13 protein-coding genes are annotated in these 16904 nt (G+C 65.6%); all 13 read right to left on the reverse strand.

Features of this window, described 5'->3' with window-relative positions:
* Positions 1-81: 81 nt before the first annotated feature.
* Entirely contained in the window at positions 82-1110 is a 1029-nt protein-coding gene (locus AC1DOQ_RS16745; protein WP_477366491.1) for a TIGR03790 family protein, read from the reverse strand.
* 35 nt (positions 1111-1145) lie between these two features.
* Entirely contained in the window at positions 1146-1871 is a 726-nt protein-coding gene (locus tag AC1DOQ_RS16750) for a PEP_CTERM-anchored TLD domain-containing protein (protein ID WP_477366494.1), read from the reverse strand.
* Positions 1872-2023: 152 nt separating this feature from the next.
* Complete coding sequence (locus tag AC1DOQ_RS16755) at positions 2024-3442, reverse strand: mannose-1-phosphate guanylyltransferase/mannose-6-phosphate isomerase (protein ID WP_477366496.1); 1419 nt, start codon at positions 3440-3442, stop codon at positions 2024-2026.
* Positions 3439-4605: a nucleotidyltransferase family protein gene (locus tag AC1DOQ_RS16760; protein ID WP_477366499.1), complete on the reverse strand. Its 1167-nt coding sequence runs from the start codon at positions 4603-4605 to the stop codon at positions 3439-3441. The genes AC1DOQ_RS16755 and AC1DOQ_RS16760 overlap by 4 nt, the downstream gene beginning before the upstream one ends.
* 16 nt (positions 4606-4621) lie before the next feature.
* A complete protein-coding gene (galE, locus tag AC1DOQ_RS16765; RefSeq protein WP_477366502.1) occupies positions 4622-5620 on the reverse strand; it encodes a UDP-glucose 4-epimerase GalE in 999 nt (332 codons plus the stop codon).
* 104 nt (positions 5621-5724) lie between these two features.
* Positions 5725-6477, reverse strand: a complete 753-nt coding sequence (locus tag AC1DOQ_RS16770; RefSeq protein WP_477366505.1) for a WecB/TagA/CpsF family glycosyltransferase — start codon at positions 6475-6477, stop codon at positions 5725-5727.
* An 18-nt stretch (positions 6478-6495) separates the two neighbouring features.
* Positions 6496-7632, reverse strand: coding sequence for a non-hydrolyzing UDP-N-acetylglucosamine 2-epimerase (gene wecB, locus AC1DOQ_RS16775; RefSeq protein WP_477366508.1), 1137 nt, complete (start codon positions 7630-7632; stop codon positions 6496-6498).
* Between the two features lie 53 nt (positions 7633-7685).
* Positions 7686-9656: a heparinase II/III family protein gene (locus tag AC1DOQ_RS16780; protein ID WP_477366511.1), complete on the reverse strand. Its 1971-nt coding sequence runs from the start codon at positions 9654-9656 to the stop codon at positions 7686-7688.
* On the reverse strand, positions 9656-10732 hold the full coding sequence (locus AC1DOQ_RS16785) for a glycosyltransferase family 4 protein (RefSeq protein WP_477366514.1): 1077 nt from the start codon (positions 10730-10732) through the stop codon (positions 9656-9658). The genes AC1DOQ_RS16780 and AC1DOQ_RS16785 overlap by 1 nt, the downstream gene beginning before the upstream one ends.
* Positions 10733-10787: 55 nt before the next feature.
* Positions 10788-12110 carry a phenylacetate--CoA ligase family protein gene (locus tag AC1DOQ_RS16790; RefSeq protein WP_477366517.1) on the reverse strand — a complete coding sequence of 441 codons (1323 nt, stop codon included), beginning with the start codon at positions 12108-12110 and terminating at the stop codon, positions 10788-10790.
* 9 nt (positions 12111-12119) lie between these two features.
* Entirely contained in the window at positions 12120-13367 is a 1248-nt protein-coding gene (locus AC1DOQ_RS16795) for a glycosyltransferase (RefSeq protein WP_477366520.1), read from the reverse strand.
* A gap of 45 nt (positions 13368-13412) precedes the next feature.
* Complete coding sequence (locus tag AC1DOQ_RS16800) at positions 13413-14267, reverse strand: beta-1,6-N-acetylglucosaminyltransferase (RefSeq protein WP_477366523.1); 855 nt, start codon at positions 14265-14267, stop codon at positions 13413-13415.
* Between the two features lie 108 nt (positions 14268-14375).
* A complete protein-coding gene (locus tag AC1DOQ_RS16805; RefSeq protein WP_477366527.1) occupies positions 14376-16607 on the reverse strand; it encodes a DUF4962 domain-containing protein in 2232 nt (743 codons plus the stop codon).
* Positions 16608-16904: the final 297 nt, after the last annotated feature.

The following is a 16904-nucleotide window of genomic DNA, read 5'->3' on the forward strand; positions in this document are numbered from 1 at the left end:
AAATTGACAACATCATGACCACGGATTAGTCCATACGGACCAATCCGGTTTACCACCCGGGAAACGGGACCGGGACGGCCGTCAGCGCGGCCGTTTGCGGTAGGGCGCCGCCAGCGGCTCGCCGATGAACAGGCCCTGGGTCGGCCAGGCGACGCTCTTCCAGTAGGCTTCGATCGCGCTGTTGCCCTGCACGTAATGCTTGAGCAGCACGGTCGGGTTGGGGAATTTCTGCCAGTAGTTGCAGGGTTCGCTGACCGAGCCGTAGCTGGCGGTGGCGCCCGCCTCCAGCCAGCGCAGGCTGCTCATCTGCCCTTCTCCCAGCAGGTCGCCGCCGAGCGAGGTCAGGTGGTCGGCCAGGGCGCCGGGCAGGAAATGCAGGGTGTCCAGCTTGTCCACCTGGGCCATGCCGGTCTCGTAGATCATCACGTCCTTCGCGCCTTCCAGCACGTCGCCCTGGACGGTCCTGGTGCTGAGTTTCCTGGACTCGATGCGGCCCGGCGGCGGGAAGAAACCGGCGCGCGAATTGCGCGCCTTTTCCGAGGTGACCAGGTAATAGGCGGTGGCCGGCACGATGCGGAAACCGGCCGAGGCGCCGCGGTCGATCAGGGACTTGGCCTCCGATACCGATTCGGTCGGCAACAGCATCGACAGGCGCAACTTGAGGTCGGTATAGGGCCGTGTGGAACTGGAGTTGAAGTATGGGCTGGAGCGGCCGCTGGCACAGGTCTTGGCGCACTGCGAGGGATCGAAGCCCAGCGTGTAGGCGCCGGTGATCGAATTGCACTCGACCTTGTAGGGCGCGGTCCAGACCATCAGCACCGCCTGGATGTCCGGACCGAGGTGACCGTCGATCTCGTCCCTGAGTTCCTGGAAGCGCTCGAAGCTGATCTCGTGCGGCTTGTCCGGAATGCTGACGTGGACCACGTTGGCTTCCGGGATGCCGCGCCGCTTGCGGTAGTACTCGCCGATCTTGACGCTGTTGGGCTCGGCATCGTTGATGACGACGGCCAGTTGCGCTGGCTGCAGACTGGGAGCACTGGTGAACTGGGCATGGGCGCCGGCGCTGACCGCCAGCATCAGGAAGGGAGGAAAACGTCGGATCGATCTCATCCCTTCATCATGCCACAACTTGTAACGCGGACAATTTACGCCGAGCTCAGTTTGCGCTTGCGCTGGCGCCAGTGTCCGACCGCGCCGAGCATGCCGACCCCGGCCAGCAGCATCGCGCCGGCGGCTGGCTCCGGCACGGGGGCGATGGCGAAGATTTCCATCGCATTCACGGTAACGGCCTGGCCGCCCAGGCTGCCGTCGATGATGCTCATGCCCTCGTTCGTCGGATTGCCATAGCTCAGCTGCCAGGACAGGGCCTTGGTGAGGCCGTCATTGACCAGCAGGTCGGGTCCGGCACCGAACACCGGGCCGAACAGGATGTCGTTGAAGGTCTGGCGCAGGCCCTGGCTGGGCAACTGGTAGCTGGTCGGCACCTGGCGGTAGACTGCCGGCGTGGTGAAGTTGAACAGGAAGGCGGTGCGCTGGAAGTCGCGCTCGGTCTCGTGCCAGCCGTCGGTGGACGACCAGCTCTGCGGATTGTAGCCGCCCACCAGGAAGCTCTGCCCGCTGCTGTTGGTCACGTCGAGCAGGGTAAAGGTGGCGCCCTTGCCGTCGGCGGCCTGGTGGAAGGTGGCCGAGGTATCGCCTGGGCGCAAGGTATAGACGTTGTTGAGGTTGAACTCGCCCTTGCCGAGCCAGCGCTCGAGCTGGGCCTGGCGGCCGTCGTCCAGCAGGCTGGAGCCGCCGATGATATCGCCCGCACGCGCAAGGCCGCCGGCCAGCGCCAGCACCATGCCGCCCGCCGCAATGATCGTCTTCATCGGAGTCCCCCATCGGTTCGCATCGACGCATTGTATGCCTGACGGGTGACGACCTACGCACTGTAGACCTGCGGAAAAGAGAACGCCGCCGGCGCTGGAGCGCGGGCGGCGTGTCGCGAAGCCGGTTCGAACGGACGGCTCAGGCGCGTTGCTCAGGCGCGTTGATAGACGTCCTCGAAACGCACGATGTCGTCTTCGCCGAGGTAGCTGCCCGACTGCACTTCGATCAGGTGCAGCGGCAGCTTGCCCGGATTTTCCAGGCGGTGGGTCATGCCGATCGGAATATAGGTCGACTCGTTCTCGGCCAGCAGCTTGACGCTGTCGCCGCAGGTGACGCGCGCGGTGCCCGACACCACGACCCAGTGCTCGGCGCGGTGGTGGTGCATCTGCAGCGACAGCTTCTCGCCCGGCTTGACGCAAATGCGCTTGACCTGGAAGCGCTCGCCAGCGTCGATGCCTTCGTAGAAGCCCCAGGGGCGGTAGACCCGGGTGTGGTGCAGGTGCTCGGTGCGCTCCTGGACCTTCAGGTGGTCGACGATGTTCTTGACGCGCTGGACCTGGTCCTTGTGCGCCACCAGCACCGCGTCCGAAGTCTCCACCACCACCAGGTCCTTGACGCCGACCACGGCCACGATGCGGCTCTCGGCGCGCACCAGCGAATTGCTGACGCCGTCCAGGTAGACGTCGCCGCGCTGCACGTTGCCGTGGGCATCGGCCTGCTGCACGTCGGCCAGGGCCGACCAGGAACCGACGTCGCTCCAGCCGATGTCGGCGGCGACGACCACGCCGTCACGGGTATGTTCCATGACCGCATAGTCGATCGAATCCGACGGGCAGGCCGTGAACGCGGCTTCGTCCAGGCGGCAAAAGTCGAGGTCGCGGTAGGCGCTGCTCATGGCCTGCTCCGCCGCCCTGGCGATCTCGGGCGCGTGCTGCTCGATCTCGGCCAGGAAGCGGTCGGCGCGGAACATGAACATGCCGCTGTTCCAGTAGAAGCCGCCGTCGGCCACGAAGGCTTCGGCGGTGTTGCGGTCGGGCTTCTCGACGAAGCGCTCGATCTTGTAGCAATCGTCGCAGCCCGGCAGCGGCTCGCCGCGGCGGATGTAGCCGTAGCCGGTTTCCGGCACGCTCGGCACGATGCCGAAGGTGGCCAGCGAACCGTCCTGCACCATATGGTACGCACGCTCGACCGCCAGGCGGAAGGCTTCGTTCTTCTCGATCACGTGGTCGGCCGGCAGCACCAGCATGATGGCGTCGGGATCCTCGGCCAGCAGGTGCCGCGCGGCCGCGGTCACGGCCGGGGCCGTGTTGCGGCCGACCGGCTCGAGCAGGATGCCGCTCGGGGTGATGCCCACCTCGCGCAGCTGCTCGGCGACCAGGAAACGGTGTTCGTTGCCGCAGACGACCAGCGGCGCCATCAACCCCGGCCAGCCGCGGACCCGCAAAGCGGTCTCCTGCAGCATGGTCTTGTCAGTGACCAGCGGCAAGAGCTGCTTGGGCATCAGGGCGCGCGAGAGCGGCCACAGGCGGGTGCCGGCGCCGCCGGAGAGGATGACTGGATAAATTTTCATGCGCTAAGTTTCTCTAATGTGGAATCTGTCTCGTCCGCACCTTCTTTGCGGCGGCTGCGGCGACGGTCGCGGGCGTTCAGCCACTCGTCGGAGCTGTATTCGGACGAGTGCTTCATCTCGCCGGCGCGGTCGATGCTGTAGTCCTTGAAGACTATCATTTCGTGCAATGTCACATCGTTAAGTACGCGAGTATATTCGAAAAGCACGCTACGGACGACTTCGGCACCTTCGCAGATGTGGCTGCCATGACCGATCCAGGTCGGGCCGATGATGGTGGCGCCGGCCTCGATCTTCACACCCGAGCCGATATACACCGGGCCCTTGATGGTGGTGCCGTTCCAGTCGATGCTGGTGTTCAGGCCCACCCACAGGCCGGGCTCGATCTCGATGCCGGGCACGTCCATGTGGTTGACTTCGCCGGTCAGCACGTTCTGCAGCACTTCCCAGTAGTCCGACACGCTGCCGATGTCCAGCCAGTTGAAGGGACGGCCCTGGGCGTAGAAGGGCATGCCCTTCTCGGCCAGCAGCGGGAACAGCTGGGAACCGATGTCGAATTCCACGCCCGAGGGGATCAGGTCGATCACTTCGGGTTCGAAGATATAGATGCCGGTGCTGATGAAATTCGACAGCGCCTCTTCCTGCTTCGGCTTTTCCTGGAACTGGGTGATGCGGCCGTTCTGGTCGGTGACCACCACGCCATAGCTCGACACCTTGTCCCAAGGCACTTCCTTGGTGATCACGGTGGCCATCGCGCCCTTGCGGCGGTGCTCCAGCAGGGCCGCCTTCAGGTCGAGGTCGATCAGGGCGTCGCCGCACAGGACGATGGTGGTGTCGTCGAAGAAGCCGCCGAATTCCTGGATCTTCTTCATGCCGCCGGCCGAGCCGATCGGCACCGCCACCACTTCGCCGTCTTCCTTGGTATAGCCTTCGAAGGAGTAGCCGATCTGGACGCCGAACTGCTCGCCCTCGCCGAAGTATTCCTCGATCTTTTCGTGCAGGTGGCTGACGTTGACCATGATCTCGGACACGCCGTGCTTGCGCAGGTGTTCGATCAGGTAGGCCATCACGGGCTTGCCCAGCACGGGGATCATCGGTTTCGGCAGGTCATAGGTCAGCGGACGTACGCGGGTGCCTTTGCCTGCTGCAAGAATCATCGCTTTCATGGTTCGGTCCTCATGCTCATTTTGGTGTCGTCTGGTAGCGCCAGGAGTCGGCGCACATTTGTGCGATGTCACGCGTCGCCGTCCAACCGAGTTCCTCGCGTGCGCGGGTCGGGTCGGCGTAGCACTTCGCAATGTCGCCGGGGCGACGGTCCACGATTTGATACGGAATCGGCTTGCCGCAGGCCTTTTCGAAGGCATGCACCATTTCCAGCACGCTGTTGCCGTTGCCGGTGCCGAGGTTRTAMGTATGCAGTCCRGCTCCCTGGGCCAGCTTGTCGAGGGTCTTGACGTGGCCGATCGCCAGGTCGACCACGTGGATGTAGTCGCGCATGCCGGTCCCGTCCGGGGTCGGGTAGTCGCCGCCGTACACGGACAGCTTCTCGCGCTGGCCGTTGGCGACCTGGGCGATATAGGGCACCAGGTTGTTGGGGATGCCGTTCGGCTCCTCGCCGATCAGCCCGCTTTCGTGGGCGCCGACCGGGTTGAAATAGCGCAGCAGCGCGACGTGCCAGTCCGGCTCGGCCTTGAACAGGTCGCGCAGGATGTCTTCGATCATCAGCTTGCTGCGGCCGTAGGGGTTGGTGGCCGAGAGCGGGAAGTCTTCGCGGATCGGCACCGAGGCCGGGTCGCCGTACACCGTGGCCGACGACGAGAACACCAGGGTCTTGCAGCCGAACTTGGCCATGGTCTCGAACAGCACCACGCTGCCGGAGACGTTGTTGTCGTAGTAGCGCAGCGGCTGCGCCACCGATTCGCCGACCGCCTTCAGGCCGGCAAAGTGGATCACGGCGTCGACCTTGTGCGCGCCGAACGCGGCTTCCATCGCCGCRCGGTCGCGGATGTCGGCCTCGACGAATTCGAAAGCCTTCCCCGTGATGCGAGTCACCCGTTCCTGCACGGAACGGTTGGCGTTGGACAGGTTGTCGACCACCACCACCTCGTGGCCTGCGTTCTGCAGTTCAACCACGGTGTGCGAACCGATATAACCCATGCCGCCGGTAACCAGAATCTTCATTGATATGTGCTTTCGTAAAAGTTATGCCTGTCGCCATGCCTTGAGCTGGCGCCTTCGTTTTATTCGTGCAGCGGCTTCTGCGGCCGCCGTGATCCCTGTTTTGCTTATGCCTTGCGGCGGCCGCTCAGGGCCTCTTTGATGAAGAGGCCGAGAAAGGCCATGTCCTCGATGAAGTAGCGGCGGAACATACGCCGCGGCTCCTGCAGGAAGCGGTAGAACCATTCCAGTCCCGACTTCTGCATCCACACCGGCGCACGCTTGACGTGGCCGATCGCCACGTCGAAAGTGCCGCCCACGCCCATCGCGAACGGAATCTTCATCTCGGCCTGGTAGCGGCCGAGGAACTGCTCTTTTTTCGGCGAACTGATCGCCACGAACAGCAAATCCGGGCGCGCCTCGCGGATCTGTTCCACGACCTGCGCTTCTTCCGCCTCGCCCTTCCAGTAGCCGTTGCGGTAGCCGGCCAGCACCAGCTTCGGATACTTGCGCTGGTAAGTGGCGGCCACCTTGCCGACCACTTCTTCCTTCGCGCCCAGCAGGAATACGCGCCAGCCCTTCTCTCCCGCGCGGCGCATCAGCGCCTCGAACAGGTCGACGCCGGCGACTCTTTCCTTGAGCGGCTTGCCGAGCAGGCGCGACGCCCACACGACCGGCATGCCGTCCACATTGATGAGCGCGCAATCGTTGATGATCTGCCTGAGCTCGGGATCGCGGCTGGCCTTGACCAGCTTGTCCACGTTCACCACCACATGCTGATGGGGCCGTCCTGTATGGATGAAACCCTCGATGGTCTGCAATGTTTCCTCCATCGACAGGTTGTCGATGGAGCACCCCATCAGTGTGATGCGTTCGCTCATATGATCATCCTCTTCTGCTCATTTGCGTTCCTGCTCGGAGTTCTTGCTGAGCTCTTTAGCCAGGACCTCGACGATACGTTCCGCCGCCTTGCCGTCCCACAGGTGCGGCCGGCGGCCCTGCTTGCCTTCGCCGCGCAGGATCTTGCGCGCTTCCAGCAGGATGGCGGCCGGATCGGTGCCGGCCAGCACGTTCGAACCCTCGTCGACGGTGACGGGGCGCTCGGTGTTCTCGCGGATGGTCACGCAGGGCACGCCCAGCGCAGTGGTTTCTTCCTGCAGGCCGCCGCTGTCGGTCAGCACGACGGCCGCGTCCTTCCACATGTTGAGGAAAGCCATATAGGCCTGCGGACCGGCCAGCGTGATGTTCGGCCCCAGGTCGATGCCGAACTTGTCGATGTTGGCGCGGGTGCGCGGGTGCACCGGGAAGACCAGCGGCAGCTCGTTCGAGATTTCCTTCAGGGCGCCGGCGATGCGGGTGAAGGTTTCCTTGTCGTCGACGTTGCTGGGGCGGTGCATGGTGATCACGCCGTAGCGCTCGCCCGCATCCTTGCGAGCCTGCTTGAAAGCGCTGGTCTCGAAAGCCGAGGTGTCGGCCTGGGCCAGCTTGTCCGCCTGGTACAGCACGTTGTCGACCATCACATGGCCGACGTAGTGGACGGCGGAATCCGGCTTGCCTTCGCGGCGCAGGTGTTCCAGCGCGGCCGGTTCGGTGACGAAGAACCAGTCCGAAATACTGTCGGTGACCAGGCGGTTGATTTCTTCCGGCATGGCCATGTCGCCCGAGCGCAGGCCGGCCTCGACGTGGGCCACCGGAATGTTCAGTTTCTTGGCGACGATCGAGCAGGCCAGGGTGGAATTCACGTCGCCCACCACCAGCACGGCGGCCGGGCGTTCGTTCTGGCACAGTTCCTCGAAGCCGACCATGATCTTGGCGGTCTGCTGGGCGTGGCTGCCGCCGCCGGCGGCCATGAAGACGTCGGGCTGCGGAATGCCGAGTTCCTCGAAGAAGACATCGTTCATCTCGCGGTCATAGTGCTGGCCGGTATGAATGATCTTGTACGACAAGGTTTTCGGCGATTGAGCCTGCAGCGCGCGGACGATCGGAGCGATCTTCATGAAGTTGGGCCGTGCGCCCGCAACCAGATAAATGAGCATGAAACAAGTTCCCTAGTAATTAGTATTAAAACAATTCTTACGGCGGTTGGTTATTAAAAAAACGTTATTGTAAACCTGCACTCGACCGGGACGGCGGACGATACGGTGCTGATCTTCAGCACGTCGCAAGCCTCCTTCGATTCGTAGCAGCGCGAATACCAGCCCAGCGGCGGATTTTCATTGGCGCGCACCAGTTCCAGCTTGAGGTCGGCGCCATGGGCATGCATCTGCAGGGCGAAGCGCTTGCCGCGCACGTGCAGGCCAGAACTATCCAGACGGACGCTCAGTCCCGGCGCGAAATGCCAGAACAGCTCCACCTGGTGATGCTTCCTGGCAGCAAACTCGTCGCGCACGACCAGGCTCGAGGTCGCGGCGTCGAAGCGCACGCTGCGCATGTGGCGCACCGGGTCCGCCAGGCGCTCGTAGCCGTCGTGCGAGCCGCGGAAATCGAATTCGTGGGGCGACTGCGGCATCCTTTCGATGCTCGCCCTGGCCTTCTTCAGCCACATGAAGCGCCCGCCCGACACCGACTGGTCGAGGCCGTCGATGCGCACGGTGTTGTGGGCCGAGGTGCCGCGGAAATAGTCTCGCCACTTGTGCTCCTGCCAGTAGGAATAGGTGCCGGGATCGACCAGGCATTCCTCGCCGCCGACCGACAGGTTCAGCGCCAGCGCGTCGGCGTGGCCGTGGGCGGCGATCCCGAGGTAGCCGAGCGGGCCGCAATCGACCATGCCCTTGATCTCGTTGGCTTCGCCGAAGTGGGAGCCGAACAGCAGGTAGCCGCCGTCCGGGAAGGCCCAGCCGGTCTCGGATTCGTGCGGATCGGTTTCCGGGCGCTTGCCCGGCAGCGTATGCAGCAGCCAGCGCACGCCCGGATGCTCGCTCGCATACGCGCTGTCGTGGCGCCGCAGCACGGCGTCGCCGAGGGCCAGCAGCTGGGCCGCGCGGTCGCTGCCCGGCGCGTCGAGGCGGAACACGATGCCGTCGTCGGCGTCGCCCACCATCGGCACGTTGCCGCCGACGTCGCGCAACGACCGTAAGAATCGTAATGCGCGCTGCAGGCTGGCCCAGTAGGCGCGCGAGAAGGGATGGCCGCAGGCCTGGCCGACCAGGCCGGCGACGAACAGGAATTCGGACGAGAAGATGTGGTAGGCGAAGGCCTGTTCGCGGTTCACGCCGTCGCGCGAGAACTGGGCCTGGGCCTCGTGTTCGAGTTCGCGCCTGGCCTGCTCGAGCCAGGCCGCGGACGACTTCCAGCAGGGCCAGATCGAGGCGCCCACGTACAGGCCGGCGAGTTCGCCGATCAGGTGGTTGTTGGCGGACGAGTGGCGCGACAAATGGCGCGCGATCGCGCTGCAGTGAGCGTGGATGGAATCGAGCCAGTCGGCGCGCAGGCGCTCGCCGTCCTCGCCGGCGAACAGGCCGCTGCCCTCTCCTCCGATCAATTGCCAGACCAGGCTCCAGTTGATCAGGCGGATGCCCAGTTCCAGCGAGCTGGTCCAGTTGGGGCCGACCAGCGGCGGGCACTGGTCGAGCCAGCTGCGCAGCTGGTGGTGCAGGGCGTGCAGCCAGGCGACGTCGTTGGTCGCGGCCCAGGCCTGGGCCAGGCGCACGAGGTGCAAATGGCGGTTCAGTTCCCAGACATGCTTGATGTCGCCAACCTGCTCGCGGTTGGTGATGGCGATGTCGCCGGCGTAGATGGCCGGTCCGGTCACGCCGCTTTCGGGATCGCGGTTCCACAGCGGCGGCATGCCGACGTCGAAGCGGCGCGCGGCGAACAGGACCACGTGGCCGGCGCAAATGCTGTCGGCGTCGGCCAGCAGGGCTTCGCGCTCGGCCGCGCTCAAGGCAGGCGCGCCATGGATGGTGAAGGTGCGGGCGCGCGGCAGCGGCGGCGCGGCGCGCGGCCTGACCCGTTTCGCCACCCCTTTCACCGCCGCCTGCTGGATCCGGTAGCCGACCTCGGCCACCGACATGCAGCGCAAACGGTTCACCAGCCAGACCATGCCTGTCGCTTCGCTCATCATTGTGTCCCCGCCAATTCACGGTAGATCGCGGACAATTGCCCGCACACTACCTCGGTTGAGTAATGTTGCTCGATGGTTGCGCGCGCACGCTCCGCCAGCCGTGCACGCAGGGCGTCGTCGCCCAATACCTGTTGCAGCGCCCCGGCCAGCGCCGCTTCGTCGCGCGGCGGCACCAGCAAGCCGTTGTCGCCGTCGACGATGGTTTCCGGAATCCCGCCCACCTTGCTGGCGACCACCGCCCTGCCGGCCGCCATCGCTTCCAGCATCGACATCGGCAGTCCCTCGGCATGCGAAGGCAGGCAGAACACGGCGGCGCGCGCCAGCTGGGCGTCGCGTTCGCGCGGACCGAGCCAGCCGGGCAGTTCGATGCGCTCCAGGATGCCCAGCTCGGACGCGCGCCTGCGCAGTGCCTCCGCATCACCTTCGCCGCCGAATACCAGGCGCAGGTCCGGAAACTGCGGCGCCAGCCGGGCGCCGGCGCCGAGCAGTTCGAACACGCCCTTGGCTTCCTCGATGCGGCCGAGGAAGAGGACGCGCCGAGCGTCCCCGCGAATGCCGGAGGGCGCCGGCAGCGGCACCGAATTCGGCACCACCGTCACCCTGGCCTTCGGCGCGAAGGCGCGCACGAAATCAGCCCAGCCGGCCGACAGCGTGATCACGACCGAACTGGCTTCCAGCGTGTGGCGGATCCAGCGCCGCATCAGGGCGCCGGCCTCGACGGTGGCGAACTGGCGGAAGCCGCCGCCATGCAGATGAAAAATCGTCTTGCAGCCCGCCAGGCGGGCGATCAGCAGCACGATGGACTTGCGCACGAAACTGGCGCGCGAAGCCGCATGCACGTGCACCACGGCCGGATGCTGGCTCACGCAGGCCAGCACGGTCTGCCAGAAGCCGGACAGCGCACCCTTCGCCTTCTCGGCTTTCGAGCCCTCGCGGTGCGTAGCGACATAGCGCACCCGCTCCCGCTCGAACAAGCCATGGTGGCGCAGCACGGACACCACCGCCGCCACCCCGCCCCTGCCTTCCAGGGCGGTACCGACCATCAGGATGCGTGGCGCGGTTTTTCCCTGCATGGTTGATGGCTGTTTTAACAAAATACACGCTCTTATTAAACGGGCAATATTTCGATCATACATCATGAATTTCCCGTGATGCGCACGGTTCGCCTTCCTCTTCGACAACAACGAACTCGAACTTGCCCCGCGGCCCGCGCGCAATCGCCTCGACCCGGGCGACGCTGACCTCGACGCCGGGCACGCGCAGCAGGAATTTGTCGACCATCGCGCGCGCATCGAGTTCGCTCCAGCCCTCGGTGGCCACCACCCGCAACAGGAAGCGGCCGTGGCCGCGATATACCACCTGGCCTTCGACCAGGTGGCGGTCGTGGCCTTGGAAAATGCGATCCAGGCGGCCGATCATGCGCCCGTCCGGCAGGGTGATGACTTTTTCCTGGCGTCCGAGGATGGCCTTGACGGTCGGAAACACGCGCCCGCAGGCACAGGCTTCGCCGCCCGGGATCACGGTGTCGCCGGTGCGGTAGCGGACCAGCGGCATCGCCAGGTTGTTCAGGCCGGTGCCGACCAGCTCGCATGCCTCCGGCTGCTCCGTGTCGAGCAGGGCCACGCTGCCGTAGTCGGTCAGCACGTGGTAGCTGCCGTGCTCGCAGGTGCCGATCGCGGCCACCCGTTCGGACTGGCCGTACCAGTCGAACACGCGCACGCCGAACGCCTGCTCGACCGCCGCCCTCACCTCCGGCTCCATGGTTTCCGACGAGGTCATCACGCCCTTCAGCGCCCTGCCCTCATAGCGCCGTCCGCGCGCGTTCAGCCAGGCCGCCAGCGCCGCGATCGAGGATGGATAGGCGTGGATCACGACCGGATCGAGCCCTTCGAGGGCGGCGATGTAGGCGCCGATGGTCTCGTTCGACAGGTGGTACGAGGACATCATCAGCATGTTGCCGACCCAGTCGCGGCACCAGTAGCGGCCGTCCTTCGGCTGGTCGGCGCAGACGATGTCGCCGCGGATCCAGGCGCGCGGCTGGCCGGGCCGCCAGCCGATCCAGCGCAGCTGGCGATAGACGAAGCCCTCTTCGCGCACCATATTGCCGAGCGACTGGACGATGGTCAGCGGCGTACCGGAGGTGCCGCTGGTCTTGATGGTGGTGCGGATCAGGGAGCCGAAGCGGCGCGGGCGCAGCAGGCGTTCGGGATGCTGGCGCAGCTCCTGCTTGGTCAGCAGCGTGGCGCCGGGTGCCAGGCGCGGCAGGCTGAAGGGATCGCCGTCGAGCGGCACGCCGACCTTGTCGGCACGCCGCGCCACATAGCGGGCCAGGGTTTCGCGCGAGCACTCGTTCCTTGCCAGGGCCGGGTAGACCAGCAGACGCCCCCAGATGTTGCGGACCAGTTCACGCCCGAGAGAACGCAGGGAGAACTTGAGCGAATGGGTCCACATCGTGCAGGGCTACTCCATCAGGATCTTTTTATAAGTTCTTGCAACATTTCGGCCGAGAATATCATAGGTACGATGGGCTTTGACGTACGCTGGACCACGCATCGCGAACTGCCGGGCTTGTTCCGGATCGTTCAATAACGCCAGGACGGCGGTCGCGAAGGCGCGCGCTTCCATCGGCACGCACAGGCCGGCGCCGCTCTGCGCGAGGACCAGCTGCTGGTCGGGGATATCGGTGGCGACGGTGGGAATGCCGAGCGCCATGTACTCGACCACCTTGGTCGGCGACATCGTGTCGCCCAGCACCCCGCGCGGCATCGGCGCCAGGCCGACCTCGGCCCGCACCGCATAGCCGAGCGCCGTCCGCTGGGGCAGCCAGCCGGTCAGCAGCACGTGTTGTTCGAGCCCGCGGGCGGCGATCTCGCGCCGCATCCACTCCATCTCGTCGTTCGAGGGCGCATCGCCGGCGATCACCAGCAGGACCTCGGGACATTCGCGCCGCAATTCCTCGGTGACGTCCAGCAGGAAATCGGACCTGCGCGACTGCGCGATGCGGCCCAGGTAGAGCACCACCCGGCGGCCGTCCAGGCGCGCATCGGCGGCGGGTTCGACCGTCGCGCGGTCGAACAGGGCGGCGTCCACGCCCATCGGCACCGCCGTCATGCGTTCACGCGGAAAACCCTTGCCGGCCAGCCAGTCGGCCATCGCATCGCTCTGCACGAAGATGTGGCGCGCGCCCGGCAGCACCAGGCGATAGATGACATGCCAGGATGCCCAGGCGCGCAGCGCATGCGCCGCCCATTTGAGGCGGCCGGCGGGGCCGCGCTGGTGGCGCGCGATGTCGTCGCGGCGCACCGCATAGCCTTCGACGATGGGGAAGGACATCCAGTAGACGAAGGGCACGCGCAGCAGCGCTGCCGCCACGCGGCCCAGCACGCCGCTGGCGATCTTGTCGCGCACCTGCAGGCAGTCCGGACGTCGCCCCCGCATCAGGCCGCGCAAGCCGCCGAGGGCGTGCCACAGGCCCATGAGGTCCCACAGCGGCGAGCAGACGCTGGCGAGCGGCGAATGAAGACGCCCCACCACGTGCATGCCGCCGGCCGGCCAGCCGGGCGCGCCGGCTTCCTGCCCGCCCTGCCCCACCAGCTCGGTATGCACGCCGTAGCGCGGCATCTCGGTACCGAACAGGGTCAGCACATCGGCACGGGTCGGGGGAAGCGGGTCGCGAAGGATGCAGGCAATCGATAGCGGTTTCGACATGAATCGATTCTAACGCAGCCGTACGGACGCACGATTGCGCGCCATTCAGCCTGCCCGCAGCGCTTCGAGGCGTTGCAGCAGCGCGGCGCTGGCCCGGCTGTCGATCTTGCGGCAGAAATGGGCATTCGAGGCGGCGATGCGTTCGAAGTCGTGCTCGTCGAGGATCTTGGGATTGCGCGCGCCGCGCTGCGGCCATTGGACGTAGCGGAAATTTTCCGACAACACGCGCTCCCTGAAGCGCGAATTCATCACCAGGGTCTGGAAGAATAGCTCGTCGGCGCAGGACACGCTGCGGAAGAAGCGCAGGAGGCCGGGCTCGCGCCGGACCCGCGCCAGCACCTCGCGCACGCAGTCGCGCGACAGCGCCCACCACGACGAACCGCCATGCGGCTGCAGGCCGCCCGGCATGCGCCGCGCGAGGCCGCAGGCGCGCATCGCGCGGTTCGCCAGCGAACAGGCCAGGCGCAGCGCCCGCCCCGCGTCCTGGCGGTAGAAATACTGGTAGCGGTAGGCGGCCGCCCACTGCCCCGGTCCGCGGCCGATCGGCACGGTGTCCAGCAGCTCGTGGCCGCGCAACGCCGCCAGCGCCGACTTCAGCGCGGCGTTCGACAGCAGCGGGAAGTCCTGGGCGCTGAGGAGCAGCACCTTGTCGAACTCGGGCACCTCGGCCACGATCTGCTCCAGCGAATTGAGGGTGGCTTCGACCTGGCTGAAGCAGCCCCAGTGCACGGCGATGCGCTTGCCGACCAGGCGCGCACCCGGGTGCACGTCAAAGGGTTCGATGGCGCCCTTGGCGTCGAGGTGGACGTAGATCAGGAAGTCCTCGTCGCGCAGGCGTTCGACCAGCGCGTTCAGCTGGGCGGGATCCTTGTGGGCGGCAATGAGGAAAACCTGCTTCATGATGAGCTACCGGCGAAAAAAAATCCTTCGCGGCGCCTTGCCTGCGAAGGATTCCGGCCCGCGCGCCGAGTGTAGCACGGCGCTTGGGCAGCTTGATTTACAACTGAATCAGTTCAAATTCACGGTCTGGGTACCGATGGTGAAGGTACGGGTGCTGCCGGACGCGCCGATCTTGACGGTCGGGCGCTTGCAGCCGACGTCCATCAGGACCAGGAATTCGCCGACCGACTTGCCGTCGTTTTTCAGGTAGAAGGCGCCGTGCGCTTCGGTCACGCCGGCCTTCGCCGCCGGACCGGTCCAGGTCGCGAACGGTGCGTTGCCGTTCAGGTCGCGCAGGCAGACCGACTGGCCGCCCGCCGTGATCTTCACGCTCGACGGGCTCTCCACCGTGAACGCCACCGGGGCGTGGACGTTGAACTCGTAGGTGTGCGGCACCACGGCCGACAGCTTGTCGCGCACCAGCATCGCATCCTGGGCCTTGAAGTACCAGATCTGGCGCTTGGCCATCGTCAACTGGCCGCCGTAGGCCGGGGTCGCATCGCCTTCTGCGTAGTCGTAGTTCGGGTTCACCGCCCACGCGGTGATCTTGCCGTTACGCTGCAGCTGCTCGCGGTAGCCGTCGACCAGCTGGCCCTTGCCGCCGTCGAAGGTGATCGCGTTCTGCGACCTGGTCTGGTGGTACCAGTCGCTCCACTGCGGCGAGCCGTACCAGTCGTACCAGCCCGACTTGATCAGCAGCGGCTGGCCGGCCACCGACAGCAGCAGGCCGTTCTGGTCGCCGTGGCTGTGGTTGAAGGAACCGTAAGGGCTCGACTTGAAGTAGAACGAGCTGCGGTTGGTGTTGCCGATGTCGCTGTGGATCGCGACCCAGCCGATGCTCGGGTAGTAGTTCTCGTTCGACGGCGCCGCGAACACAGTGTTGCCGGCGATCGGCATCGGGTACGGCGCTTCCAGCACCTGCATGCCGTCCTCGATACCGCCCAGCTTGGACTGGTACCAGTTGGCGCGCGGGTTGACCAGGCGCTGGGCGAAGGCGTGGAACACGCGCGGGTCCGGCTTGGTCTCGGAACCGTCGCCGAAGGCGTGGACCTTCGAGCCCGGCGGCGTCAGCATCATGGCGAAGTCGAGGAAGCCGAGGGTCCAGGGCTTGGCGTACATGTTGACGCCGGTAGCCTGGTTGATCGAATCCCACAGCGCGACCATGTAGCCGGCCGCGTACTCGGCATAGGCGGTGCCGTTGGCGTAGCCGCCTTCCGGGCCGGACCACGGCGACGGATTGTTGACATAGGCGCGGAAGGTAAAGTCGAACCACTTCTGCGCATCCGGGATGTCGCCCAGCGACAGGCTCGAGATCAGCGACATGAAGATCATCAGGGTGTTGCCGTGCGAGTCGAACGGGTACTGGTCCAGGCGGCCGTTGTCGCCGGCCAGGTTGTTGTACATCTCGTTGGTGCGCACGCGCACGATGTCCAGCCAGCGGTTGCGGCGGGTGGCGTCGAGGTCGCCAGGCAGCAGGTCGATGGTCTTGATCAGCGACAGCGCGATCTGGCGGGTGGCCTGGTCCTGGTTGGCGTAGCTGGTCGGGCCGGTCGGGGTCAGGGAGGCGAGCTGGTCGCCGCGCTTGATCGCTTCGTTCAGGTAGATCGGATCCTTGCGGATGCGCCACAGCAGGGCCGCGGCTTCCATCTGGCGGGTGGCTTCGTTGATCCTGTTGCGCACGTCGACCTGCTGGGCGGCCATCTGCGCGGTCAGCGGGGCGCCGATGGTGATCGGCCACGTCGCATCGCTCAGGTTGGGCAGCGCACCCATCTGCAGCTTGACTTCGTTGGTCAGGCGGCTCAGGTAAGGATCGAGCTCGGTCTTCTTGGCGGTATTCCAGGTCGAGTAGGGGGTGGTGGACGACGGCAGCGAGCGCGGGCGGGCCTTGGCCAGGATGCGGGCGCGCAAGGTGGCGTTGTCGGGCACTTCGAACACGGCCGACTTGCTGGTGATCGCGAAGGAACGCGGGGCCGACCAGTCGGACGAATTCGCCGGGCGCACGCGCCAGGTGTAGTTGCCGAGCGCCAGGGCCTTGGTCGGCAGGTACCAGTTGCGGTCGACGGTGGCAGTGATTGGCGCGCCGCCCGCGGGCGTGATCTCGATCACGTAGCTGGCCGGGCCGGTCGCGTAGCGCGCCCAGGCGAAGCCGGGCGGGTTCTGGGCCTGCACCTGGCCGTTGGCCGGGGCCGGCTGGACGACGAGGGGATCGGTGGATTGCGCCCAGTCGGCACGCGCGCTGAACGAGCAAAACAGCGACATCAGTGCGACCGCCAGGACAATACCTTTCCGATGAAATTTCATGTAGGAGCTCCGAGAATATTAACTAAGACTTACAAGGGATGGCTCGTCGGCATGGCGCCAGACGTATTCGGCGACGCGCGCTTTTTTGTGGGTGAAAAGCGCTGTCCGGTTCCAAATAATAGTACCGCACATCAATTGATCTGCGGCAAAATTCCCTTAGAAATCAAAGATTTTTCTCGCTCCTCGCGAAAATCCAACGGGCGTAAGGACAACTTTGCAGAAGGAATATTTTCAATAACACCAGTCTCGTTTTGCAACTGAAAAGACAGTCTGGAAACTCCGTGAGCAATCCTGCAA

The sequence above is a fragment of the Massilia sp. 01N417 genome (assembly GCF_056399645.1).